The sequence below is a fragment of the Pseudomonas sp. TH41 genome, assembly GCF_016650695.1.
GTDB lineage: Bacteria > Pseudomonadota > Gammaproteobacteria > Pseudomonadales > Pseudomonadaceae > Aquipseudomonas.
The window spans coordinates 1,778,168-1,799,269 of the sequence record NZ_JAEKFH010000003.1 but is presented as its reverse complement, the minus strand read 5'-3'; the positions used below and the strand labels follow the sequence as shown (position 1 = coordinate 1,799,269).

Here is a 21,102-nt window from a genome sequence, read left to right as displayed (position 1 = left end):
CCGACACTTCATTAGTCAGGTCCAACGTTGAAACAGTGTGCCAGTACGCAGCACAACTGGCTATCGGCGAACGACCAGATACAAACCGACGGCCATCATGATTCCGGCCGGCCAGTAAGCCAGTTCGTTCAGCGGCCCGCCCGCGGCCAGTATTGCGCCGCCCGCCAGGTGAGCGGTGCCAAGCAGCCGCAGGAACCAGTCGTCCCGGCGTCGATGCCACGGGGGTGGCGCCTCGTAAGCGTGGGGATGGGACATGCGTTCGAGCAGGTCGCGGGCCATGTTGGCCAGGTGCGGCAGCTGTTCAAACTGACTTTGCACGTTGCCGAGCAAGGCTTTGGGGCTGACACGTTCACGCATCCAGCGCTCGAGGAACGGCTGGGCGGTGTTCCACAGATCGAGTTCCGGGTACAGCTGACGGCCCAGGCCTTCGATGTTCAGCAGGGTTTTTTGCAGCAACACGAGTTGCGGCTGCACTTCCATATTGAAGCGTCGAGCGGTCTGGAACAGGCGCATCAGCACCTGGCCGAAGGAAATATCTTTCAACGGTTTTTCGAAGATCGGCTCGCAGACCGTCCGGATGGCCGCTTCAAATTCGTTGAGTTTGGTTTCCGCTGGCACCCAGCCGGAGTCGATGTGCAGCTGCGCGACGCGGCGGTAATCGCGCTTGAAAAACGCGAACAGGTTGCGCGCCAGGTAATCCTGGTCTTCCGGCGTCAGGCTGCCAACGATGCCGCAGTCGATCGCAATGTATTGCGGGCTCCACGGGTTGACGGTGCTGACGAAGATGTTGCCGGGGTGCATGTCGGCGTGGAAGAAGCTGTCGCGGAACACTTGGGTGAAGAAGATTTCCACGCCGCGCTCGGCAAGCATTTTCATGTCGGTGCGCTGGTCGGCCAGGGTGGTCAGATCGGTGACCTGTATCCCGTAGATGCGCTCCATCACCAGCACTTTCGGCCGGCACCAGTCCCAATAGACCTGCGGTACGTACAGCAGCGGTGAACCTTCGAAGTTGCGCTTCAACTGGCTGGCGTTGGCCGCCTCGCGCAGCAGGTCGAGTTCGTCGTAGATGGTTTTTTCGTAGTCCTGGACCACGTCCACCGGGTGCAGCAGACGCGCGTCGGCCGAGAGCTTTTCGGCGGCGCGGGCGAGGATGAACAACCACGCCAGGTCTTGGGCGATGATCGGCTTCAGGCCCGGGCGGATGACTTTCACCACCACTTCTTCGCCGGTTTTCAGTTGCGCGGCGTGCACCTGCGCCACCGAGGCCGAGGCCAGCGGTTCAACGTCGAAACGACTGAAGACTTCGCTGATCTTTTTGCCCAGCTGCTCTTCGATCAGCTTGACCGACACTTGCGAGTCGAATGGCGGCACCCGGTCCTGCAACTTCATCAGCTCATCGGCGATGTCTTCCGGCAGCAGGTCGCGGCGGGTGGACAGAATCTGCCCGAACTTGATGAAAATCGGTCCCAGGTCCTGCAACGCCAGGCGCAAACGCGCGCCACGGCTCAGGTCCAGCGTCTTGCGCGGGAACCAGCGCCACGGCAAGGCGTAGCGCAGCGCCAGCAAAAACCACGGCAGCGGCAGGGCGAACAGCAGGTCATCGAGGCGGTAGCGAATCACAACGCGCTGGATGCGCAACAAACGGCGGACGGCAAGCAGCTTCATGCGTTATCGCTTGGGTCGAGGGATCGGGAAAGGCGCTCGAAACGCGCCTCGAGACGTTCCAGATCGAGTTTGATCTGGTCCAGTTCACTGAAACGGGCTTCGGCTTCGCGCTGACCGACGAGGGTGCGCGATTCTTCGGCCAGGTATTCGCCCAGGTTTTGATTCAGGCTGGCGAACCCCTGCTGATACCAGCGTGCGCGGCTGCGCAGGTGACCGCCGACCAGTTGCGTAGCGACTGGGCCGAGCACGCGCGAGAGTTCGTATTCCCAGTCCAGTTCGAGGTCCTGAAGGATAGCCGCCAGTTCCAGCAGCACGCCGCTGTCGCCGTCGAGTTCGACTTCAGGCGCGTGGAGGACCGAGGTCTTGTCCTTGCTCATCGCCAGTTTCAACAGGCTCGAGGCCGGTGCACGCAAGGTGCAGTCGGCGCCGGTTTCCCACTGGGAGGCGAGCATCAAGCCTTCGTCGCTGGGCAGGATGAACAGCTGTAGAGCCGGGCTGCGGCAATCGACGGCAATCACTTTGCCACTCAAATGCGCCAGCCGCGGCAGCGCCGTGCTGTCGAGACGCAGCACCCGGTTCAGGCCGAGTTCAACGCTGGCAAGCAGGCCGGCCAGCAACATCAGGGTTTGATACCACGGTGCAAGGCGACAATGCCTGCGGTCATGTTGTGATAGGTCACCCGGTCGAAACCGGCTTCGACCATCATTGACTTCAGGGTTTCCTGATTCGGGTGCATGCGGATCGATTCGGCCAGGTAGCGATAGCTTTCCGAGTCGTTGGTGATCAGCTTGCCCATCAGCGGCATGAAGGCGAACGAGTAGGCATCGTAGGCTTTGGACATCAGCGCGTTGGTCGGCTTGGAAAACTCCAGCACCAGCAAACGGCCGCCCGGTTTCAGCACGCGCAGCATCGAGCGCAGGGCGTCTTCTTTGTGGGTGACGTTGCGCAAGCCGAAGGCGATGGTCACGCAGTCGAAATGGTTGTCCGGGAACGGCAGCTTTTCAGCGTCGGCCTGAACGAACTCAACGTTGCCGGCGACACCCAGGTCCAGCAGGCGGTCACGACCGACCTTGAGCATGGATTCGTTGATGTCGGCCAACACCACTTGGCCGGTCGGGCCCACGAGGTGCGAGAACTTCTTGGTCAGGTCGCCCGTGCCGCCGGCGATGTCCAGCACCCGGTTGCCCGTGCGCACGCCCGACAGTTCGATCGCGAAACGCTTCCACAGACGGTGCATGCCGCCCGACAGGAGGTCGTTCATCAAGTCGTACTTGGCGGCTACCGAATGGAACACTTCAGCAACTTTTTCCGCTTTTTGGCTTTCCGGAACGTTTTTGAAACCGAAGTGAGTGGTGGGTTCGGCATCGCTGCCTTTGCGCTGATCAGTCATATCGCTGTCACCAGAAGAGAATGCGGGACATTCTAATCCCGGTGGCCTGCTTTGTCTTGGCAAGGCTGAAGGTAAGATAGGCAACCGCCGGGACGTTTTGCCGCACAGACGGTCAAGATGCTTCAGGAAAGTATTCATAAAACAGGAGTCATTCGATGGCCCGTATTAGTGTTGAACGTGCCCACGGCCTGGGTAAGGAAGCGGCCCGCGAAAAGGCCGACAAGTTGGCGCAGAAACTGTCCGATCAATATGGCCTGGAGCCGCAGTGGTCCGGTGACACCCTCAACCTCAAGCGATCCGGTGTTAAAGGCGCGGTGCATGTGGGCGAAAATTCGATCAAGGTCGATGTCGAACTGGGCCTGTTGATGTCCGCCATGAGCGGCACGATCAAATCGGAAATCGAAAAGGCCCTTGATAAAGCGTTGGCCTGATACCGAAAAGATCGCAGCCTCGTTTCACTCGACAGCTCCTACAGAGAGCGGCGGTGTACACCTGTAGGAGCTGTCGAGTGAAACGAGGCTGCGATCTTTTCTAAGGGGCGCCACGGATTCATGTCAGTTGTTAGGGTGCCGTTTCTAATTATTCTCCCTACTTTGTGCCTGAGCCCGACACTTTCGCGGGCAGTTCCTCAAACCTTCTGCGCGTGAGGTGCACCATGGCCAAAGTTATTTTGAAGAAAAAAATCGACGCATCGACCACTGCTCTGGGCGACGTCAAATCCTACGCCCGCAAGATCTGGCTGGCAGGCCTGGGTGCCTACACCAAGGTCGGTCAAGAGGGCAGCGACTACTTTCAAGAGTTGATCAAAGCGGGTCAAGCTGTTGAAACTGAAGGCAAAAAAGTAGTTGCCGAGAAACTTGAAGCGGCTAATGCCGAGATCGATGAAGCCAAGAGTGAAGTGAGCACTTTCAAAGGCAAGGTCGAACTTCAACTCGACAAGGTCGAGAAGGCTTTTGACTCGCGTGTCGCAAGTGCCTTGAATCGTATCGGCATTCCGTCTAAACATGACGTTGAGACACTTTCTGCCAAGCTCGATGAGCTGACGGCATTGCTCGAACGCGTCGCGCGTAAATCTTAAGGAGAACGGGATGGCTGGTAAAAAGAACACCGAAAAAGAAGGCAGCTCGTGGATCGGGAAAGTCGAAGACTACTCCCGCAAAATCTGGCTGGCTGGTTTAGGCGTGTACTCGAAGATCGACACTGACGGCAGCAAGCTCTTCGATACATTGGTTAAAGACGGCGAGAAAGCCGAGAAGCTCACCAAGAGCGCTGTGGGCAAAAAAGTCGATGCCGCCAAGGACTCCGCTTCGTCGGCCAAGTCGCGCATCTCTGGCGTGAAAGACCGTGCGCTGGGCAAGTGGGATGAGTTGGAAGGGGCTTTCGACAAGCGCCTGAACAGCGCCATTTCGCGCCTGGGCGTACCGAGCCGCAACGAAGTCAAAGCGCTGCACAGCAAGGTCGATACCCTGACCAAGCAAATTGAAAAACTCACCGGTGCCAAGGTTGCGCCTGTTGCGGCGAAGACCGCGGCGGCCAAACCGGCTGCTGCTAAACCAGCCACCAAAAGCACCGCCAAGCCACTGGCCAAGGTTGCCGCTAAACCAGCAGCCAAAACTGCCGCAGCTAAACCTGCAGCAGCCAAGCCAGCCGCCAAACCGGTTGCGGCAAAAGCAGCAGCAAAACCTGCTGCCAAGCCCGCAGCCAAAACCGCAGCGGCCAAGCCAGCGGCAAAACCTGCCGCAGCGAAGAAGCCCGCTGTGAAAAAACCGGCAGCGCCGAAAGCCGCTGCACCAAAACCAGCAGTGGCTGCCGCCAACCCGGCACCAACCCCGGTCAGCACAACCAACTCTGCTGCTGCACCGACCCCTGCTGTGACCCCGACTGCCGCGCCAGCTCCATCGACGCCAACCAGTCAGTCCTGATTTCAGGGCTTAAAAAAACGCCCGGCCTGCAAAGGTCGGGCGTTTTTGTTTGAGGATTGAGTTGTCAGTCAAAAGATCGTCCGAACGCGGCCCGAACCTTCGGCAGCTCCTACAGGGGATTGCGTACACCTGTAGGAGCTGCCGCAGGCTGCGATCTTTTGATCTTAATGCTCTTCGAGATACTGCAAAGCCATCTGCTCCGTCGCCACCTTGATCGGCGGCAGCAAGTGCGGTGCCACCAGCATCATGATCTGGTAAACCACCAGCCTTACCTCACCTTCACGATCCAGAATTCGTTGATAGTCCAACGAGAACAGCAGCGTCATGGTGATCTGTTCCACCAACTGCCCCAACGCCTGGGTGTCGCTGACCATCTGCCCCTGGGTCTTCAGCCGTGCCAGCAATGAAGCCAAAGTGCGCTTCAGGGCATTGAGCAGATTGCGTATGCCCTTGGCCAGTTTCGGCAGACGCCCGGCCAGGTTCGACAAGTCCTGGAACAGAAATCGGTAATGGGCCAGGCGCTCGACGATCAGGTGCAGGAACAGCCAGTAATCGTCCGGTGCCAATTCCACATCGGATGGCGGATCAAGCAGTGGCGTCAATTCGCTCTGGAAGCGCTCGAACAGTCCCAGAATCAGCGGCTCCTTGCCGTGAAAGTGGTAGTAGAGATTGCCCGGGCTGATGCCCATTTCGTTAGCAACTTCCATGGTGGAAACGTTCGGTTCGCCCTTCTGGTTGAACAACTGCAGGGCACATTCGAGGATCCGGTCGCGGGTTTTCATCCAGTCTTCTTAATGATCAGGTCATGCCACGGCCAATCGGCCCGTACCTGTAGGAGCAAGCTTGCTCGCGAAAAACGAAAGGAGAGCGCGGTTGACCAGGCAGCACGCGTTATCGTTAACGTCCATCGCGAGCAAGCTCGCTCCTACAGATTGGAGGCTGGCTGCGGCGTTTTAAGGTTCAGCGCACGCGCACGTAAGTCCCGGGCGCAGCCTCCTGCGGTGGGTAGTTCTGGTTGCCGAGTGTCATCAGCGTTTCCTTTTGTGCGCCTGAGCGCTCCTGAATCCAGCTCAGCCATTGCGTCCACCAGCTACCGTCGACTTGCTTGGCGTCGTAGTACCAGGCCCGTGGATCGCCGCTCAGTTTCGTGCTCTCGACATAATTGGCTTTAGGGTTGCTGGGCGGGTTGAGAATGCTCTGCACATGGCCACTGTTGGACAGCACGAAGCGCCGCTCACCCCCCAGCAGCAGCGTCGAGCGATACACCGCATCCCATGGCGTGATGTGGTCGTTGATGCCGGCCACGCTGAAGCTGTCGACCGTGACCTTCTGCAAGTCGATCGGCGTGCCACACACTTCAAGTCCGCCAGGGTGGCTCAGCGGGTTGTGCTTGAAGAAGTCCAGCAGATCGCCGTGGAGCGCTGCCGGCAGACGCGTGCTGTCGTTGTTCCAGTAGAGGATGTCGAACGCCGGAGGCTCCTTGCCGAGCAGGTAGTTGTTGACGAAGTAGCTCCAGATCAAATCGTTGGGACGCATCCAGGCGAAGACCTTGGCCATGTCGCGACCGTCCAGCACGCCCTTCTGATAGGAGCGACGCTTGGCCGCCTCCAGGGTTTGTTCGTCGGCGAAGAGCGTTGCGGGGCTGTCCATCTGACTGTCGAGCAGGCTCACCAGGTACGTCGCGCTGGACACCCGCCGCAGTTGCCGCTTGGCCTGCAAATGGCCTTGCAGCGCGGCAATGGTCAGCCCGCCAGCGCAGGCGCCCATCAAGTTCACTTCCCGAGCGCCGGTGATCGCCCGGCACACATTCATCGCTTCTTCCACGGCTTCAACGTACGTCGACAGTCCCCATTCGCGGTGACGCACATCCGGGTTGCGCCAACTGATCATGAAGGTTTGCAGGCCGTTTTTCAGGGCGAACTGGACGAAGCTGTTGCCAGGGCTCAGGTCGAAAATGTAGTACTTGTTGATCTGTGGCGGCACCACCAACAGGGGTTTGGAATACTGCTTTTCGCTCATCGGTTTGTACTGGATCAACTCCAGCAGTTCATTGCGAAACACTACGGAACCGGTGGTGGTTGCAACCGTTTTGCCGACTTCGAAAGCATGTTTGGTAACTTGTCGCGGCAGGCCGTCGTTGTGCAGGAAGTCGTCCACCAGATGGCCGAGTCCGCGCACCAGGCTGTTGCCGCCAGAGTTGAAGAGCTCCTTGATCGCCAGCGGGTTGAGCAGGCTGTTGGACGGCGACACGGCGTCATTGAGCAAGGCGAAAGCGAAGTGGGCGCGGGCGCGATCGTCCGGGCTCATGGAGCTCTCGTCGATCCAGCTTTTTACCTGTTTCTGCCAACTCAGGTAGGCCTGCAAACTGCGGCGATAAAATGGGTTGAGGCTCCACGCCGGATCGGCAAAGCGATTGTCCTGCGGGTTGGTCGGGTGCAGGGTTTCGCCCAACAGCACGCGGCCCAATTGACCGCCCAGCTTCAGGGCGTGTCGGGCGCTGTGCACCGGGTTGCGCAAACCATGGGCGGCAACACTGCGCAGGGTCGTCAACAGATCCCGACCGCGCAAGCCGGTAATCGCACTTTGTGCGTTGATGAACGCGGCGGGAGTCGGTAAAAACTCCCTCGCTGGTTTTTCGCGCATGAATCCACACTCCTTCGTCTTCAGGCCAAATACAAATACACCGAACCAGAACACCATAGACGCTGTAACGGGTTGTTGCGCGGCGCGGCGTCCTGCCAAGCGCTGTAGGGCTGGTTAACCGCCCAATGGCGCCGGATGCGGATGCATTACCGCGCGCTGCCGTTCTTCCTCAAGGAATTTCATGATGATCGGTGCCACCGCTTCGGCCCGGGTAATCAGGAACAGATGCCCGTCATCGATGATGTGCAACTGAGCATTGGGAATCCGCCAGGCCAGCAGGCGCATGTTGATCAACGGGATCAGCGGATCATCGTCGCCGGCCAGTACCAGCGTTGGTTGATGGATCTTGTGCAGCCAGTGAATGCTGGTCCAGCCAAGGCCGGCGAACAGCTGCCAGTAGTAACCGAGCTTGCCCGCCGAGCGCACTTTTGCCGCGTGGCTCGCTGCCAGGGTTGGATCGCGCCGGAACGCACCCCCATAAATCATCGGCGCAATACGGATCACATGCGAGGGCTGGATATAGCGCCGTGGGCTGGCCATCATCCACAGCACCTTGGGTTTGCCCGGCACCATCACCGCACCGGCCGCCGTGGCCGCCAGCACCAGCTTTTTGCAGCGCTCGGGATAGTCGTAAGCGAACTGCTGAGCGAGGGCGCCACCCCAGGACACGCCGATCACGTTGACTCGCCCGTAGTCGAGGTAGTCGAGCATCCGCGCCGTGAGTTTCGCCAGGCCCGGAAAGCGGTACGGTAGATTCGGCGTCGATGAGCCGCCGACACCGGGTACGTCGAAAGCGATGACTTCCAGGTCCGGGTCCAGCGCCGCGATGAACGGAAACACCAGCTCCAGGTTGGCGCCGATGCCGTTGAAAATCAGCAAGGGCGTCAAGTGAGGCTTGCCGGGGCGTACCGCCGTGCGGAGGGTCTGGCCATCCAGGTCGACGGTACGAAAAATGAACGGTTGCGGCATGCTTCAAGCCCTGTGGGTTAATTCATCCCAAATCCCCTGTAGGAGCGAGCTTGCTCGCGAAAAACGTGAGGTCAACGCGTTAACCAGGCAGCACGCGTTATCGTTAACGTCCATCGCGAGCAAGCTCGCTCCTACAGTGGGGTGGGGTGTGTCAGTTACCGCTCATGCACATAGGTGCCTGGAGCAGCTTCACCGGCTGGGTAGGCCTTGTTGCCCAAACTGGCCGGGGCTTTCTTCAACTTGCCCGAGCGTTCGGCTTGCCATGCCTGCCAATGCAGCCACCAGGAGTCGGTGTGTTTGGTAGAGTTTTCTTGCCAGTCCTCGGCCTTGACCGGCATCTCGACGCTGGTCATGTAGCGCGATTTCGGGTTGCCCGGCGGGTTCAGAATGCTCTGGATATGCCCGCTGGTGGACAGCACGAACTCAACTTTGCCGCCGAACAATTGCGCCGACTTGTAGCAGGACTTCCACGGGGTAATGTGGTCGTTGGTGCCCGCCAGGGAAAAGATGTCCGCAGTGACCTGTTTCAGGTCGATCGGCGTGCCGCACACTTCCAGTGCATTTGGCCGGATCAGTGGATTACTTTTGAACAGCTCGATCAGGTCGCCGTGGAATGCGGCGGGCAATCGCGTGGTGTCGTTGTTCCAGAACAGGATGTCGAAAACCGGCGGCTCGTTACCGAGCAAGTAGTTGTTGACCCAGTAATTCCAGATCAGGTCGTTAGGGCGCATCCAGGCGAAGACTTTCGCCATGTCGCGACCCTCCAGCACCCCGGCCTGGTAGGAGTGGCGCTTGGCGGATTCGAGCGTTTGTTCATTGACGAACAGCGCCACGTCGCTGTCCAGGGTGGTGTCCAGCACGCTCACCAGCAGGGTCAGGGCGTTGACCTTCTTCTCGCCGATCGCGGCGTAGTGGCCCAGCAGCGCGGTGCAGGTGATGCCGCCGGAGCAGGCGCCGAGCATGTTGATGTCTTTGCTGCCGGTGATCGCGGTGACGACGTCGACCGCTTCCTTGAGCGCTTCGATGTAAGTCGACAGGCCCCACTCGCGCTGTTCCTTGGTCGGGTTGCGCCAGCTGACGATGAAGGTCTGGACGTGACTACGCAGGCAGAAGCGCGCCAGACTCTTGTCCGGGCTCAGGTCGAAGACATAGAACTTGTTGATCTGCGGCGGCACCACCAGCAACGGGCGCTCGTGCACCTGTTCGGTGCTCGGCCGGTACTGGATCAGTTCCAGTACGTCGTTGCGGAAAACGACTGCGCCTTCGGTCACGCCCAGGCTTTTACCGACCTCGAACGCGCCCATGTTGACCTGGCTCGGCATGCCGCCGTTGTGCACCAGATCCTTGGCCAGATGCGAGAGACCGTCGAGCAGGCTTTTGCCGCCGGTTTCGAAGAAGCGTTTGACCGCCGCCGGGTTGGCCGCACTGTTGGTCGGCGCCATGGCTTCGGTCATGAGGTTGATCACGAAGTGCCCGCGACTGACGTCGCTGGGCGACAGATTGCTGTCATCGATCCAGTCGTGGAGTTCCTTGCGCCATGCCAGGTAAGTTTGCAAATAACGTTTGTAGAGCGGGTTCTGGCTCCAGGCCGGATCGGCGAAGCGACGGTCATCGCTCGTCGGTTGAAGCCCGGATTTGCCGAACAGCACGTTCTTCAGTTCAAGGCCGAAATGGGCGACATGCTTGGCACTGTGAATCGGTTGTTTGATGGCCTGCCTGAGCACCATTCGAGCAGAAGCCAGGAGATCCTTACCACGCAGTCCAACGACAGGATTCAAGCCCAAGGTGTTTTCCGAGGCTTGATACTTCAAGTCATCGTTATTCTTGTTACTCATCTACGACGCTCCATTGTCCTGAGACGAGTACCTGGGTTCAGCTGCGCAGTTACACAGCCAATGCCAGGTACTACTGCTCGGGTGACCGTTAATACTGCATCGCTGCTTTTCTATCGCAGAGAGCACTGCAGGGAACTTGCCAGTTCCATTGGTTACCCGAGTTTAATTTTTTTCGCAAGCGGGCCAATCAACGGCCCCGAAGCGGAGCATTCAAACAGATGAAATTAGAAAATGCCTTCTAATGAGCAAGAGGCCCGAGTTAGAGCATCAGCTTGACGATGGATTGGTTCGGGTCGCGGGTTTTTCCGGCGGCTTTGAGTTCGGCAAGATAATCGTTCCACAGATCTTCCTGGCGCACGCCCAACTGGTACAAATACTCCCAGGTGAACAGGCCGCTGTCGTGGCCGTCGTCGAAGGTCAATTTCAGTGCGTACTGACCGGCCGGTTCTACCTTGGTCAGTCCTACGCCGATCTTGCCAAATTGCAGGATAGGTTTGCCGTGGCCCTGGACCTCGGCGGAAGGAGAGTGCACGCGCAGGAACTCGGCGGGCAGGTGATGTTCTTCGCCGGATGGGTATTTCAGCGACAGGGTTTTCGAGGCTTTGTGCAGTTTGATATCGGTGGGGAGTTGGGTCATGACAGGTCGTCCGTCTTGGTAGAGCGTCCTGTAGGAGCTGCCGCAGGCTGCGATCTTTTGATCTTTGTTTTTAAAGGGACAAGATCAAAAGATCGCAGCCTGCGGCAGCTCCTACAGGGGAGTAGGTGACCTACAGGATATAACGGGACAGGTCTTCGTTCTGCGCCAATTCGCCGAGGTGGCTGTTGACGTAGTCGGCGTCAATCAGGATCGCCTTGTCGTCGTGGGCGCTGGCCAGGTCGCCGGCGCTGAACGACACCTCTTCGAGCAGGCGCTCGAGCAAGGTATGCAGGCGACGGGCGCCGATGTTCTCGGTCTTCTCGTTGACCTGCCAGGCGATCTCGGCAATGCGCTTGATGCCGTCTGGCTGGAACTCGATGGTCAAGCCTTCGGTTTTCAGCAGTGCGCAATATTGTTCGGTGAGCGACGCGTGCGGCTCGCTGAGAATGCGCTCGAAGTCTTCCGGGGTCAGGGCCTTGAGTTCAACACGAATCGGCAGGCGACCTTGCAGTTCAGGCACCAGATCGCTCGGCTTGCTCAGGTGGAACGCACCAGAGGCGATGAACAGGATGTGGTCGGTTTTGACCATGCCCAGTTTGGTGTTGACGGTGCAGCCTTCGATCAGCGGCAGCAAGTCACGCTGTACGCCTTCACGTGACACGTCGATGCCACCTGAATTGCCGCGCTTGGCGACCTTGTCGATCTCATCGATGAACACGATGCCGTGCTGCTCGACCGCTTCCAGCGCCTTGGCTTTCAACTCTTCTTCGTTGACCAGGCGACCGGCTTCTTCGTCACGGACCAGTTTCAGCGCTTCCTTGACCTTGAGCTTGCGGCTCTTGCGTTTGCCCTTGCCCATGTTGGCGAACAGGCTCTGCAACTGGTTGGTCATTTCTTCCATGCCTGGCGGCGCGGAGATATCGACGCCAGTGACTTCAGCGACTTCGATTTCAATTTCTTTGTCGTCCAGCTGACCTTCGCGCAGGCGCTTGCGGAACAGCTGACGGGTGTTGGAGTCGGCGGACGGGGCCGCGTCTTCGTTACTGAAGCCCATGCGTGCGGGCGGCAGCAGCGCGTCGAGGATGCGTTCTTCGGCGGCGTCTTCGGCGCGGTGGCGAACCTTGGTCATTTCCTGTTCGCGCAGCAACTTGATTGCAGCGTCCGCCAGGTCACGAATGATCGACTCGACGTCGCGGCCGACGTAGCCGACTTCGGTGAACTTGGTCGCTTCGACTTTGATGAACGGCGCGTTGGCGAGTTTTGCCAGGCGACGGGCGATCTCGGTTTTACCGACACCGGTCGGGCCGATCATCAGGATGTTCTTCGGGGTGACTTCAACGCGCAGCTCTTCAGGCAGCTGCATCCGGCGCCAGCGGTTACGCAGCGCGATGGCGACGGCGCGCTTGGCATCGTCCTGGCCGATGATATGGCGATTGAGTTCGTGGACGATTTCACGGGGAGTCATGGACATAGTAATTGGCGGTCCTCAAGCAAAAGTGAGCCGTGGCGCAAAGGCCGAAACAGGCTTACTCGGCGAGGTCCTGCTCCTCAATGGTGAAGGTGTGGTTGGTGAATACGCAGATGTCGCCGGCAATGCCGAGCGCGGTTTCGACGATTTCGCGGGCCGACAGGTCGGTTTTCTTCAGCAGCGCACTGGCGGCGGCCTGGGCGTAACCGCCACCGGAACCCATGGCGATCAGGCCTTCTTCGGGTTCAACCACATCGCCGTTGCCGGTGATGATCAGGGAAGCGTCTTTGTTGGCGACCGCGAGCATGGCTTCGAGGCGGCTGAGAGAGCGATCGGTGCGCCATTCTTTGGCGAGTTCGACGGCGGCGCGCACCAGGTGACCCTGATGCTTTTCAAGCTGGCCTTCGAAACGTTCGAAGAGGGTGAAGGCGTCGGCGGTGGCCCCGGCAAAACCGGCGATGACCTGGCCGTGGTACAGGCGACGAACTTTCTTCGCATTGCCTTTCATCACGGTATTGCCGAGCGAAACCTGGCCGTCGCCGCCCATGACGACTTTGCCGTGGCGGCGAACTGAAACGATGGTGGTCAAGGGAGAGTCTCCACGCAGCGGGGCGAAAATGCCTTATGCCAACTCATATGGGGGTGGTAGAGCGTTTTTCAACTGTGGGGCGGGAGAGGGGACGAGCGGTGCGAGGCGCGTAGGAGCTGCCGAAGGCTGCGATCTTTTGATCTTGCTCTTGTTTTTTTTCAGACAAAAAACCTGCAAGCCCAGAAAAGATCGCAGCCTGCGGCAGCTCCTACAGGGGTTTGTATCTCCTGTGGGAGCTGCGGCGGTGAAGGATCAGCGACTCTGGCGTTGTTGTAACAACAGATTGCTGAATCCTGCGCCGGCCAGTTGTTTCTGGGCCGTGGTCAGTTGTTCGCGGTTGCTGAACGGTCCGACCAGAACCCGATACCAGGTTTCATCTTTAACCGTGCCGGACTCAACCGCCACCGCCTGACCGAGCAAAATGATCTGCGCACGAACCTTGTCGGCATCCGCTTGCTTGCGGAACGAGCCGGCTTGCAGGAAGAACTTGGTCACTGGCGCCGCTTTGGAAACCGGTGGCGCGGGTGGCGGCGTGATGCCGGCCAGCGCAGCCTGCGCCCGTGCGGTGTCGATCTTCGCCGCTTGTTCTGGCGTCACCGGGGTGGTCGGCACTGCCGGCACTTGTGGCGTCGGCAAGGTTTTCTCCGGCACGGCATCCGGCGGCACGATCACTTCCGATTCCGGCAGCAGGGTGTAGAAGTCGTACTTCGGCTTCACCGGTTGCGTCGGGCTCGGCGGGGTCTTGTTGGCCTCGGCGATCTTGGTAGCTTTCTGTTGCTCGATCTTCTCGCGCTTGACGCTCTCGCTGCCTTTGCCCGGCTCCAGCTTCATCAGGAACACAATGAACGCGCCGACCGTCAGGCCGATGGCCATCCACAGCCAGCCCGGGATCGGTTGCTTTGCAGGAGCTTGGTAACGGCTGGCGCCACGCTTGGGTGCAGGTTTTTTCTTGGCAGCCAACTTACATACGCTCCAGAGTTTCCAGACCCAAGAGTTCCAGGCCTTGCTTGAGAGTGCGGCCGGTCAGCGCGGCGAGGCGCAGGCGGCTCTGCATTTGCGCCGGGGTGTCGGCGCTGAGGATCGGGCAGTTCTCGTAGAAGCTCGAGAACAGGCCGGCGACATCGTACAGGTACGTGCAAAGGATGTGCGGGGTCCCTTTGTCGCAAACGTTGTTCAGCACTTCACCAAACTGCGCGAGCTTCGCCGCCAGCTCATGCTCGTGCGTGGCTTCGAGGGTGATCTGGCCTTCGACTTCGCTGAAGTCCTTGCCGAGTTTGCGGAACACGCCCGCCACGCGGGTGTAGGCGTACAGCAAGTACGGCGCGGTGTTGCCTTCGAAGTTCAGCATCAGGTCGAAGTTGAAGCTGTAGTCGCTGGTGCGGTGCTTGGACAGGTCGGCGTATTTCACCGCGCCAATGCCCACGACCTTGGCGATGTTGCGCAGTTCGGCCTCGGCCAGCTCCGGGTTCTTGTCCTTCACCAGGGTGTAGGCGCGTTCCTGGGCTTCGGTCAGCAGGTCGATCAGCTTTACGGTGCCGCCATCACGGGTCTTGAACGGACGGCCATCGGCACCGTTCATGGTGCCGAAGCCCATGTGTTCCATTTCCATCGGGTGTGTCACGAAGCCGGCCTTGCGGGCCACTGCGAACACTTGCTGGAAGTGCAGCGCCTGACGCTGGTCGACGAAGTACAGTGCGCGATCAGCCTTGAGCTGGCCGCTGCGATAACGCACGGCCGCCAGGTCGGTGGTGGCGTAGAGATAGCCGCCGTCAGCCTTGACGATGATCACCGGCAGCGGGTCGCCGTCGGCGTTCTTGAATTCGTCGAGGAACACGCACTGGGCGCCGTTGCTCTCGACCAGCATGCCCGCGGCCTTGAGGTCGTTGACCACGTTGATCAGGTCGTCGTTGTAGGCGCTTTCGCCCATCACGTCGGCCATGGTCAGTTTGACGTTCAGCAGCTCGTAGATTTTCTGGCAATGCGACAGCGAGATGTCTTTGAACTTGGTCCACAGTGCCAGGCAGTCCGGGTCGCCGGCTTGCAGCTTGACCACCAGGCCGCGAGCGCGATCAGCGAATTCTTCGGATTCGTCGAAGCGTTGCTTGGCTGCGCGGTAGAAGTTTTCCAGGTCCGACAGCTCGTCGCTGGTGATCGGGTTTTCCTGCAGGTACGCCATCAGCATGCCGAACTGGGTGCCCCAGTCGCCGACGTGGTTCTGACGGATGACGGTGTCGCCGAGGAACTCCAGAACGCGAGCCACGCCGTCGCCGATGATGGTCGAACGCAAGTGGCCGACGTGCATCTCTTTGGCCAGGTTCGGCGCCGACAGGTCGACGACAGTGCGTTGCACCGGGCCGGCCTTGCGCACGCCGATGTGTTCATCGGCCAGGGCGGCGTCCAGGCGCGTGGCCAGGGCCTGGGTGTTCTGGAAGAAATTCAGGAAGCCGGGGCCGGCGATTTCGGTCTTGGTGACATTCTCGTCAGCCGGCAGCGCGGCGATGATTTTTTCGGCCAGATCGCGCGGTTTCATACCGGCCGGCTTGGCCAGCATCATCGCAATGTTGCTGGCGAAGTCGCCGTGCGTCTTGTCGCGGGAGTTTTCCACCTGGATCGCCGGCGACAGGCCTTCAGGCAACACACCTTCGTTGACGAGTTGGGTGATGGCTTGTTGGATCAGCTGGCGAATGGTGTCTTTCATGGTCTTCTCTTTCGACCGCAAGCGCGGCGGCGCATCGATGCGCTGGTGGAAAAACTGGGCATTATCCGTGGCGAAGGCGGGCTTGCCAACTATAGCGGGCAGGTTATGGATATGTGGCGGCAAAAGCGGCAAAGATCGCAGCCTGCGGCAGCTCCTACATTAATCGCATTCCCCTGTAGGAGCTGCCGAAGGCTGCGATCTTTTGATCTTTAATACAAATCGACCGGATCGACATCCAGCGACCAGCGCACCGCCCGCCCACTCGGCATCTGTTCCAGCACCAACAACCAGCTACTTAATAGTCGGTGCAACGGCGCCCGCGCCGTAGCCTGCAGCAACAACTGTGCCCGGTAACGCCCCGCACGACGCTCCATCGGCGCGGGCACCGGGCCCAGCAACTCGATACCACTCAGATTCTGCTCGGCCAGCAATCGTTCCGCCTCACTGCACGCCTCATCGAGAAAGCCTTCAGCCTGCCCGGGTTTGTGCGCTTCGGCTCGCAGCAGCGCCAGGTGCGCAAACGGCGGCAGGCCCGCAGAGCGCCGCTCGCTCAACGCTTGCTCGGCAAAAGCGAAATAACCCTGTTCCGTCAGTTGCACCAGCAGCGGATGGTCGGCCAGGTGTGTCTGGATAATCACTTTGCCCGGCTCTTCAGCCCGGCCCGCGCGGCCGGCAACCTGGACGATCAACTGTGCCATGCGCTCGCTGGCGCGGAAGTCGCCGGAGAAGAGGCCACCGTCGGCATCGAGGATCGAGACCAGCGTCACCCGTGGAAAGTGATGCCCCTTAGCAAGCATCTGCGTGCCCACCAGAATGCACGGCAGTCCTTTCTGGATGGTCGCGAACAGCTGATTCATCGCGTCCTTGCGCGAAGTGCTGTCGCGGTCGACCCGCAACACAGGGACGTCCGGGAACAGAATTGCCAATCGCTCCTCGGCACGCTCGGTGCCAGCGCCGACAGGGCGTAAATCGACCTTGCCGCATTTTGGGCAATGCCGGGGCACGCGTTCGACGTAGCCACAATGGTGGCAGCGCAGTTCGCCGGAACGTTGATGCACCGTCATCCGCGCATCGCAGCGCTGACATTCGGACATCCAGCCGCAGTCGTGGCAGAGCAAGGTGGGCGCAAAGCCGCGACGGTTAAGGAACACCAATACTTGCTGGCCGGCCGCCAGCGTCTGACCGATGGCTTGTTGCATCGGCCCGGAAATGCCGCTGTCCAGCGGACGACTTTTCACGTCCAGGCGCAGGAAGCGTGGTTGTTTGGCCCCACCGGCTCGTTCGTTTAATCGTAGGAGGCCATAACGGCCGGTGTAGGCGTTGTGCAAGCTTTCCAGCGATGGCGTGGCGGATCCCAGGACAATCGGAATGTTTTCCTGTCGGGCACGCACCAATGCCAGGTCACGGGCGTGATAGCGCAAGCCTTCCTGCTGCTTATAGGAACCGTCATGCTCTTCGTCGATGATGATCAGACCAGGGTTTTTCATCGGCGTGAACAGCGCCGAACGGGTGCCGATAATGATGTCGGCATCGCCGTCCCGGGCAGCGAGCCAGGCTTCGAGGCGTTCGCGATCGTTGACGGCAGAATGGATTAGCGCGATGCGTGCATTAAAGCGCTGTTCGAAGCGCGCCAGGGTTTGCGGGCCGAGGTTGATCTCCGGGATCAACACCAGCGCCTGCTTGCCGGCCTCGAGGGTTTCGCGGATCAGTTGCAAATAGACTTCGGTCTTGCCGCTGCCGGTGACGCCCGCCAGCAGAAACGCGTGATAACTGTCGAACCCGGCGCGAATCGCTTCATAGGCTGCGCGCTGCTCCGGGTTGAGCGGCAGTTCCGGCTGCGCCAGCCAGTGTTCGTGACGCGCGCCGGGGGCGTGCTTGCGAATTTCCACCTGCACCAGATCCTTGGCCAACAGCAGATCCAGACTGTCCTTGCTTAGCATCAATTTGCTCAGCAATTGATGGGCGACGCCGTGGGGATGCTGGGCCAGCGTTGCCAGGGCTTCACGCTGGCGCGGGGCGCGGGCGATGCGCGGGTCATCAAGGCTGGCGCCGGGCGCGGCGGACCAGAAACGTTCCTGGCGCGCTTCGGCCAGTTCACCTTGGCGCAGCAATACCGGCAGCGCCCAACTCAATGTGTCGCCGAGGCTGTGCTGGTAATACTGGGATGTCCACAGGCACAGTTTGAACAGCGCTGGCGGCAGAGGCGGTGTTGCATCGAGCAGGGCCAGCGCCGGTTTGAGTTTTTCAATCGGCACTTCGCTGTGGTCGGTCACCTCCACCAGTATCCCGATCATCTCCCGTCGGCCGAACGGTACCCGCAGGCGCATGCCCGGGTGCAACTGGGCGCGCAGGACACCGGCCGGGGCACGGTAATCGAACAGGCGGCGCAGAGGCGAAGGCAGGGCGAGGCGCAAAATGGCGTCGGGCACGCGAGGAATTCTCGATAAGCAGCTAATAACAGCAGGGTCTTACAAGACCTGAGGGAGCTAACTGTGGCGAGGGGATTTATCCCCGTTCGGCTGCGAAGCAGTCGCAAACTCGGTGAATACGGTTTTTCTGAAGCACCGTAATCACAGGTTCAGGGCCGCTTTGCGACCCAACGGGGATAAATCCCCTCGCCACAGTTAGCTCCCACAGGGACGGTATTAGGGCCGGGAGCCTAGCAGACGACTGGTGTAAGGGACAGCTTGCGCGATTAGCATTGTCTGGTAGAATCCGCGGCCTAATTATGTGCGGTATTCAACAATAGTGTTGAGTGGCGGCACACTAGCCTGAGGAATACACCATGAAAGCCGATATCCATCCAACATACGAAGTCACCGCAGTTACCTGCAGCTGTGGCAACAAGTTCGAAACTCGTTCGAACCTGGCCAAGCCTCTGGCGATCGACGTATGCAACGAGTGCCACCCGTTCTACACCGGTAAGCAGAAGACTCTGGATACTGGCGGCCGTGTACAGCGCTTCGCAGACCGTTTCGGTGCTTTCGGCAAGAAAGCTCCTGCTGCTGCAGAGTAAGGTCGAAGGGCCCGATGGGCTTTTCCTTGCTGTTGAAAAAGGCGTCCCTTGTGGGCGCCTTTTTTGTGTCTGCGATTTGGCTGGCTGGCGCCCAGGCTTTCTGCCCGGCGCCGAGCGGGCTGACGTCGGTCGCGGTACAGCGAGTGGTGGATGGCGACACGCTTCGGCTGAGTGATGGCCGCAGTGTGCGCATGATCGGCTTGAATACGCCGGAATTGGGCAAGAACGGCCGATCCGACGAGCCGTTCGCTATGGCGGCGCGCAAACGTCTGGAGGCGCTGGTTGCCGCCAGCGATGGGCGAGTCAGCTTGTTGCTGGGTAAAGAAGCCAAGGATCGCTATGGCCGAACCCTCGCCCATGTCTACGGTGCCGACGGCGCTAATGTCGAAGCGCAGATGCTCGCCGAAGGCCTCGGTTTCCAGGTGGGCGTCGCGCCGAATGTCGATCTGGTCGCCTGTCAGCAAGTGGCGGAGCGCAGTGCCCGCCGAGCCGGCCTTGGGGTGTGGCGTCAATCACCTGTACTGAAAGCAGAGCAAATCAACGCGTCCGGTTTTGCTGTGCTCAGTGGTCGTGTAAGCAAGGTTCAGCGCAATCGTGGCGGGATTTGGATTGAGTTGCAGGACTCGGTTGTACTGCGCGTTGCCCCCAATCTGTCAGGGCTGTTCGATGCCTCGTTCCTTGAGCAGCTGAAGGGCAAGCAAATCGAGGCGCGCGGCTGGGTGCTGGATCGTTCGCGACGAGGCGGACTGAAAGAGGGGCAAGCGCGCTGGCTCCTGCCAATAACTGACCCGGCGATGCTTCAAACGGCGCAGTGATAAAAAATTGTAGACATTTTTTCTGTTGATTGTGAACAGTCTTCCCCTTGTGTTCCGTGGCTCTTGGTCCAAAGTCGCAGGACGGGGCGCTTGACAGGGGTGACTGGTCAGTCTTGTGGGGACTTTGCGACACGCGTATCCTCGGCGGTCCGTCTGTCCCACAGTAAAAAGCGGAATGCCCACATGTCTGATTTGAAAACTGCCGCTCTCGAATATCACGCCCATCCTCGTCCAGGGAAGCTGAGTGTCGAGCTCACCAAGGCCACCGCTACCGCTCGCGACCTGTCGCTGGCCTATAGCCCCGGCGTAGCCGAACCAGTACGCGAAATCGCTCGCGATCCTGAACTGGCCTACAAATACACCGGTAAAGGCAACCTGGTTGCAGTCATTTCCGATGGCACCGCAATTCTCGGCCTGGGTAACCTCGGCCCATTGGCTTCCAAGCCTGTGATGGAAGGTAAAGGCGTGTTGTTCAAGCGCTTCGCCGGCATCGACGTTTTCGACATCGAAGTCGACTCCGAAAGCCCGCAAGCCTTCATCGACACCGTAAAACGCATCTCCATCACCTTCGGTGGTATCAACCTGGAAGACATCAAGGCGCCTGAGTGCTTTGAGATCGAGCGTGCTCTGATCGAGCAGTGCGATATTCCGGTGTTCCACGATGACCAGCACGGCACCGCGATCGTTACCGCGGCCGGCATGATCAACGCCCTGGAAATCGCTGGCAAAACCCTCGCTGACGCCAAGATCGTCTGCCTGGGCGCCGGTGCTGCCGCCATCTCCTGCATGAAATTGCTGGTGAGCATGGGTGCCAACATCGAAAACATCTTCATGGTTGACCGTACCGGCGTGATCCACTCCGGCCGTGACGACCTGAACCAGTACAAGGCTGTCTTCGCTCACGCGACCGACAAGCGCACCCTGGCCGATGCCCTGACCGGTGCAGACGTGTTCGTTGGCCTGTCCGGCCCGAACCTGCTGAGCGCCGAAGGCCTGAAATCCATGGCGGCCAACCCGATCGTGTTCGCGTGCTCGAACCCGGATCCGGAAATCTCCCCGGAACTGGCTCACGCCACCCGTGACGACGTGATCATGGCGACCGGCCGTTCGGACTACCCGAACCAGGTCAACAACGTACTGGGCTTCCCGTTCATCTTCCGCGGGGCTCTGGACGTTCGCGCCAAGCGCATCAACGAAGAAATGAAAGTCGCGGCGGCCAACGCCCTGCGTGAACTGGCCAAGCTGCCGGTTCCTCAGGAAGTGTGCGACGCCTACGGCGGCATCAAGCTGGAATTCGGTCGTGAGTACATCATTCCGAAGCCAATGGATGCGCGTCTGATCACCGTGATCTCCGATGCTGTGGCCAAGGCTGCCATCGAGACCGGCGTAGCGACCCTGCCGTATCCGAAGAACTACCCGCTGAAAAGCGTGGATGATGTGTTCAACGGCTAAGCT

The 21,102-nt window shown here is 59.8% G+C and carries 20 protein-coding genes; 7 read left to right on the top strand and 13 right to left on the bottom strand.

All coding sequences use genetic code 11. The features are described 5' to 3' along the window. Positions 1-60: 60 nt before the first annotated feature. Genes ubiB through ubiE form a run of 3 tightly spaced genes read right to left on the bottom strand, consistent with a single transcriptional unit; the run spans position 61 to position 3,055 of the window. A complete protein-coding gene (ubiB, locus tag JFU37_RS10800) occupies positions 61-1,665 on the bottom strand; it encodes a ubiquinone biosynthesis regulatory protein kinase UbiB (RefSeq protein ID WP_201115286.1) in 1,605 nt (534 codons plus the stop codon). Further along, positions 1,662-2,285 carry a ubiquinone biosynthesis accessory factor UbiJ gene (locus JFU37_RS10795; RefSeq protein WP_201115285.1) on the bottom strand — a complete coding sequence of 208 codons (624 nt, stop codon included), beginning with the start codon at positions 2,283-2,285 and terminating at the stop codon, positions 1,662-1,664. Before JFU37_RS10795 ends, ubiB begins: the two co-directional genes overlap by 4 nt. Next, positions 2,285-3,055, bottom strand: a complete 771-nt coding sequence (gene ubiE, locus JFU37_RS10790; protein ID WP_007948968.1) for a bifunctional demethylmenaquinone methyltransferase/2-methoxy-6-polyprenyl-1,4-benzoquinol methylase UbiE — start codon at positions 3,053-3,055, stop codon at positions 2,285-2,287. Before ubiE ends, JFU37_RS10795 begins: the two co-directional genes overlap by 1 nt. A gap of 155 nt (positions 3,056-3,210) precedes the next feature. Between ubiE and JFU37_RS10785 the strand changes: the two genes are divergently transcribed. From JFU37_RS10785 to JFU37_RS10775, 3 genes are all read left to right on the top strand, one after another. After that, entirely contained in the window at positions 3,211-3,486 is a 276-nt protein-coding gene (locus JFU37_RS10785; protein ID WP_201115284.1) for a polyhydroxyalkanoic acid system family protein, read from the top strand. Positions 3,487-3,710: 224 nt separating this feature from the next. Continuing rightward, complete coding sequence (locus JFU37_RS10780; protein ID WP_201115283.1) at positions 3,711-4,133, top strand: phasin family protein; 423 nt, start codon at positions 3,711-3,713, stop codon at positions 4,131-4,133. Positions 4,134-4,143: 10 nt separating this feature from the next. Beyond that, on the top strand, positions 4,144-4,977 hold the full coding sequence (locus tag JFU37_RS10775) for a phasin family protein (RefSeq protein ID WP_201115282.1): 834 nt from the start codon (positions 4,144-4,146) through the stop codon (positions 4,975-4,977). A gap of 164 nt (positions 4,978-5,141) precedes the next feature. Here the strand turns inward: JFU37_RS10775 and JFU37_RS10770 are convergent, their stop codons facing one another. From JFU37_RS10770 to argS, 9 genes are all read right to left on the bottom strand, one after another. Then, positions 5,142-5,759 (bottom strand): TetR/AcrR family transcriptional regulator, encoded by a 618-nt coding sequence (locus JFU37_RS10770; protein ID WP_201115281.1) that lies wholly within the window; start codon positions 5,757-5,759, stop codon positions 5,142-5,144. Between the two features lie 178 nt (positions 5,760-5,937). After that, positions 5,938-7,620 (bottom strand): class II poly(R)-hydroxyalkanoic acid synthase, encoded by a 1,683-nt coding sequence (phaC, locus tag JFU37_RS10765; protein ID WP_201115280.1) that lies wholly within the window; start codon positions 7,618-7,620, stop codon positions 5,938-5,940. Positions 7,621-7,734: 114 nt separating this feature from the next. Further along, positions 7,735-8,589, bottom strand: a complete 855-nt coding sequence (gene phaZ / locus JFU37_RS10760; RefSeq protein WP_201115279.1) for a poly(3-hydroxyalkanoate) depolymerase — start codon at positions 8,587-8,589, stop codon at positions 7,735-7,737. 155 nt (positions 8,590-8,744) lie between these two features. Continuing rightward, positions 8,745-10,424, bottom strand: a complete 1,680-nt coding sequence (phaC, locus tag JFU37_RS10755; protein WP_201115278.1) for a class II poly(R)-hydroxyalkanoic acid synthase — start codon at positions 10,422-10,424, stop codon at positions 8,745-8,747. A 259-nt stretch (positions 10,425-10,683) separates the two neighbouring features. Then, positions 10,684-11,061 carry a gamma-butyrobetaine hydroxylase-like domain-containing protein gene (locus JFU37_RS10750; protein ID WP_201115277.1) on the bottom strand — a complete coding sequence of 126 codons (378 nt, stop codon included), beginning with the start codon at positions 11,059-11,061 and terminating at the stop codon, positions 10,684-10,686. 130 nt (positions 11,062-11,191) lie between these two features. Next, positions 11,192-12,532 carry an ATP-dependent protease ATPase subunit HslU gene (hslU, locus tag JFU37_RS10745; protein WP_201115276.1) on the bottom strand — a complete coding sequence of 447 codons (1,341 nt, stop codon included), beginning with the start codon at positions 12,530-12,532 and terminating at the stop codon, positions 11,192-11,194. Between the two features lie 55 nt (positions 12,533-12,587). Beyond that, positions 12,588-13,118: an ATP-dependent protease subunit HslV gene (gene hslV, locus JFU37_RS10740; RefSeq protein ID WP_007899242.1), complete on the bottom strand. Its 531-nt coding sequence runs from the start codon at positions 13,116-13,118 to the stop codon at positions 12,588-12,590. Between the two features lie 252 nt (positions 13,119-13,370). After that, a complete protein-coding gene (locus tag JFU37_RS10735; RefSeq protein WP_201115275.1) occupies positions 13,371-14,078 on the bottom strand; it encodes an SPOR domain-containing protein in 708 nt (235 codons plus the stop codon). A 1-nt stretch (position 14,079) separates the two neighbouring features. Further along, the gene (argS, locus tag JFU37_RS10730; RefSeq protein ID WP_201115274.1) at positions 14,080-15,816 is read right to left on the bottom strand and encodes an arginine--tRNA ligase; all 1,737 of its coding nucleotides are present in this window, start codon (positions 15,814-15,816) and stop codon (positions 14,080-14,082) included. On the opposite strand from argS, the gene JFU37_RS10725 reads away from it, so the two are divergent. Beyond that, positions 15,815-15,979, top strand: coding sequence for a hypothetical protein (locus JFU37_RS10725; protein WP_201115273.1), 165 nt, complete (start codon positions 15,815-15,817; stop codon positions 15,977-15,979). The two genes, argS and JFU37_RS10725, sit on opposite strands and share 2 nt — an antisense overlap. A 46-nt stretch (positions 15,980-16,025) precedes the next feature. Here JFU37_RS10725 and JFU37_RS10720 read toward each other — a convergent pair whose 3' ends face one another. Beyond that, positions 16,026-18,245, bottom strand: a complete 2,220-nt coding sequence (locus JFU37_RS10720) for a primosomal protein N' (protein WP_201115272.1) — start codon at positions 18,243-18,245, stop codon at positions 16,026-16,028. 356 nt (positions 18,246-18,601) lie between these two features. On the opposite strand from JFU37_RS10720, the gene rpmE reads away from it, so the two are divergent. The 3 genes from rpmE (at position 18,602) to JFU37_RS10705 (ending at position 21,099) form a co-directional block, all read left to right on the top strand. Beyond that, complete coding sequence (rpmE, locus tag JFU37_RS10715) at positions 18,602-18,832, top strand: 50S ribosomal protein L31 (protein WP_059181778.1); 231 nt, start codon at positions 18,602-18,604, stop codon at positions 18,830-18,832. A 14-nt stretch (positions 18,833-18,846) separates the two neighbouring features. Then, a complete protein-coding gene (locus JFU37_RS10710; protein ID WP_201115271.1) occupies positions 18,847-19,647 on the top strand; it encodes a thermonuclease family protein in 801 nt (266 codons plus the stop codon). Positions 19,648-19,830: 183 nt separating this feature from the next. Then, positions 19,831-21,099: a malic enzyme-like NAD(P)-binding protein gene (locus tag JFU37_RS10705; protein WP_201115270.1), complete on the top strand. Its 1,269-nt coding sequence runs from the start codon at positions 19,831-19,833 to the stop codon at positions 21,097-21,099. Positions 21,100-21,102: the final 3 nt, after the last annotated feature.

What these genes read in the sequence shown, in the direction of transcription:
- JFU37_RS10770 (WP_201115281.1), bottom strand. Translation starts at nt 5,759, where the DNA reads ATGAAAACCCGCGACCGGATCCTCGAATGTGCCCTGCAGTTGTTCAAC.
- JFU37_RS10775 (WP_201115282.1), top strand. Translation starts at nt 4,144, where the DNA reads ATGGCTGGTAAAAAGAACACCGAAAAAGAAGGCAGCTCGTGGATCGGG.
- JFU37_RS10750 (WP_201115277.1), bottom strand. Translation starts at nt 11,061, where the DNA reads ATGACCCAACTCCCCACCGATATCAAACTGCACAAAGCCTCGAAAACC.
- ubiE (WP_007948968.1), bottom strand. Translation starts at nt 3,055, where the DNA reads ATGACTGATCAGCGCAAAGGCAGCGATGCCGAACCCACCACTCACTTC.
- JFU37_RS10780 (WP_201115283.1), top strand. Translation starts at nt 3,711, where the DNA reads ATGGCCAAAGTTATTTTGAAGAAAAAAATCGACGCATCGACCACTGCT.
- JFU37_RS10705 (WP_201115270.1), top strand. Translation starts at nt 19,831, where the DNA reads ATGTCTGATTTGAAAACTGCCGCTCTCGAATATCACGCCCATCCTCGT.
- JFU37_RS10795 (WP_201115285.1), bottom strand. Translation starts at nt 2,285, where the DNA reads ATGTTGCTGGCCGGCCTGCTTGCCAGCGTTGAACTCGGCCTGAACCGG.
- JFU37_RS10725 (WP_201115273.1), top strand. Translation starts at nt 15,815, where the DNA reads ATGGTCTTCTCTTTCGACCGCAAGCGCGGCGGCGCATCGATGCGCTGG.
- JFU37_RS10710 (WP_201115271.1), top strand. Translation starts at nt 18,847, where the DNA reads ATGGGCTTTTCCTTGCTGTTGAAAAAGGCGTCCCTTGTGGGCGCCTTT.
- JFU37_RS10785 (WP_201115284.1), top strand. Translation starts at nt 3,211, where the DNA reads ATGGCCCGTATTAGTGTTGAACGTGCCCACGGCCTGGGTAAGGAAGCG.
- argS (WP_201115274.1), bottom strand. Translation starts at nt 15,816, where the DNA reads ATGAAAGACACCATTCGCCAGCTGATCCAACAAGCCATCACCCAACTC.
- phaC (WP_201115278.1), bottom strand. Translation starts at nt 10,424, where the DNA reads ATGAGTAACAAGAATAACGATGACTTGAAGTATCAAGCCTCGGAAAAC.
- rpmE (WP_059181778.1), top strand. Translation starts at nt 18,602, where the DNA reads ATGAAAGCCGATATCCATCCAACATACGAAGTCACCGCAGTTACCTGC.
- phaC (WP_201115280.1), bottom strand. Translation starts at nt 7,620, where the DNA reads ATGCGCGAAAAACCAGCGAGGGAGTTTTTACCGACTCCCGCCGCGTTC.
- phaZ (WP_201115279.1), bottom strand. Translation starts at nt 8,589, where the DNA reads ATGCCGCAACCGTTCATTTTTCGTACCGTCGACCTGGATGGCCAGACC.
- ubiB (WP_201115286.1), bottom strand. Translation starts at nt 1,665, where the DNA reads ATGAAGCTGCTTGCCGTCCGCCGTTTGTTGCGCATCCAGCGCGTTGTG.
- hslU (WP_201115276.1), bottom strand. Translation starts at nt 12,532, where the DNA reads ATGTCCATGACTCCCCGTGAAATCGTCCACGAACTCAATCGCCATATC.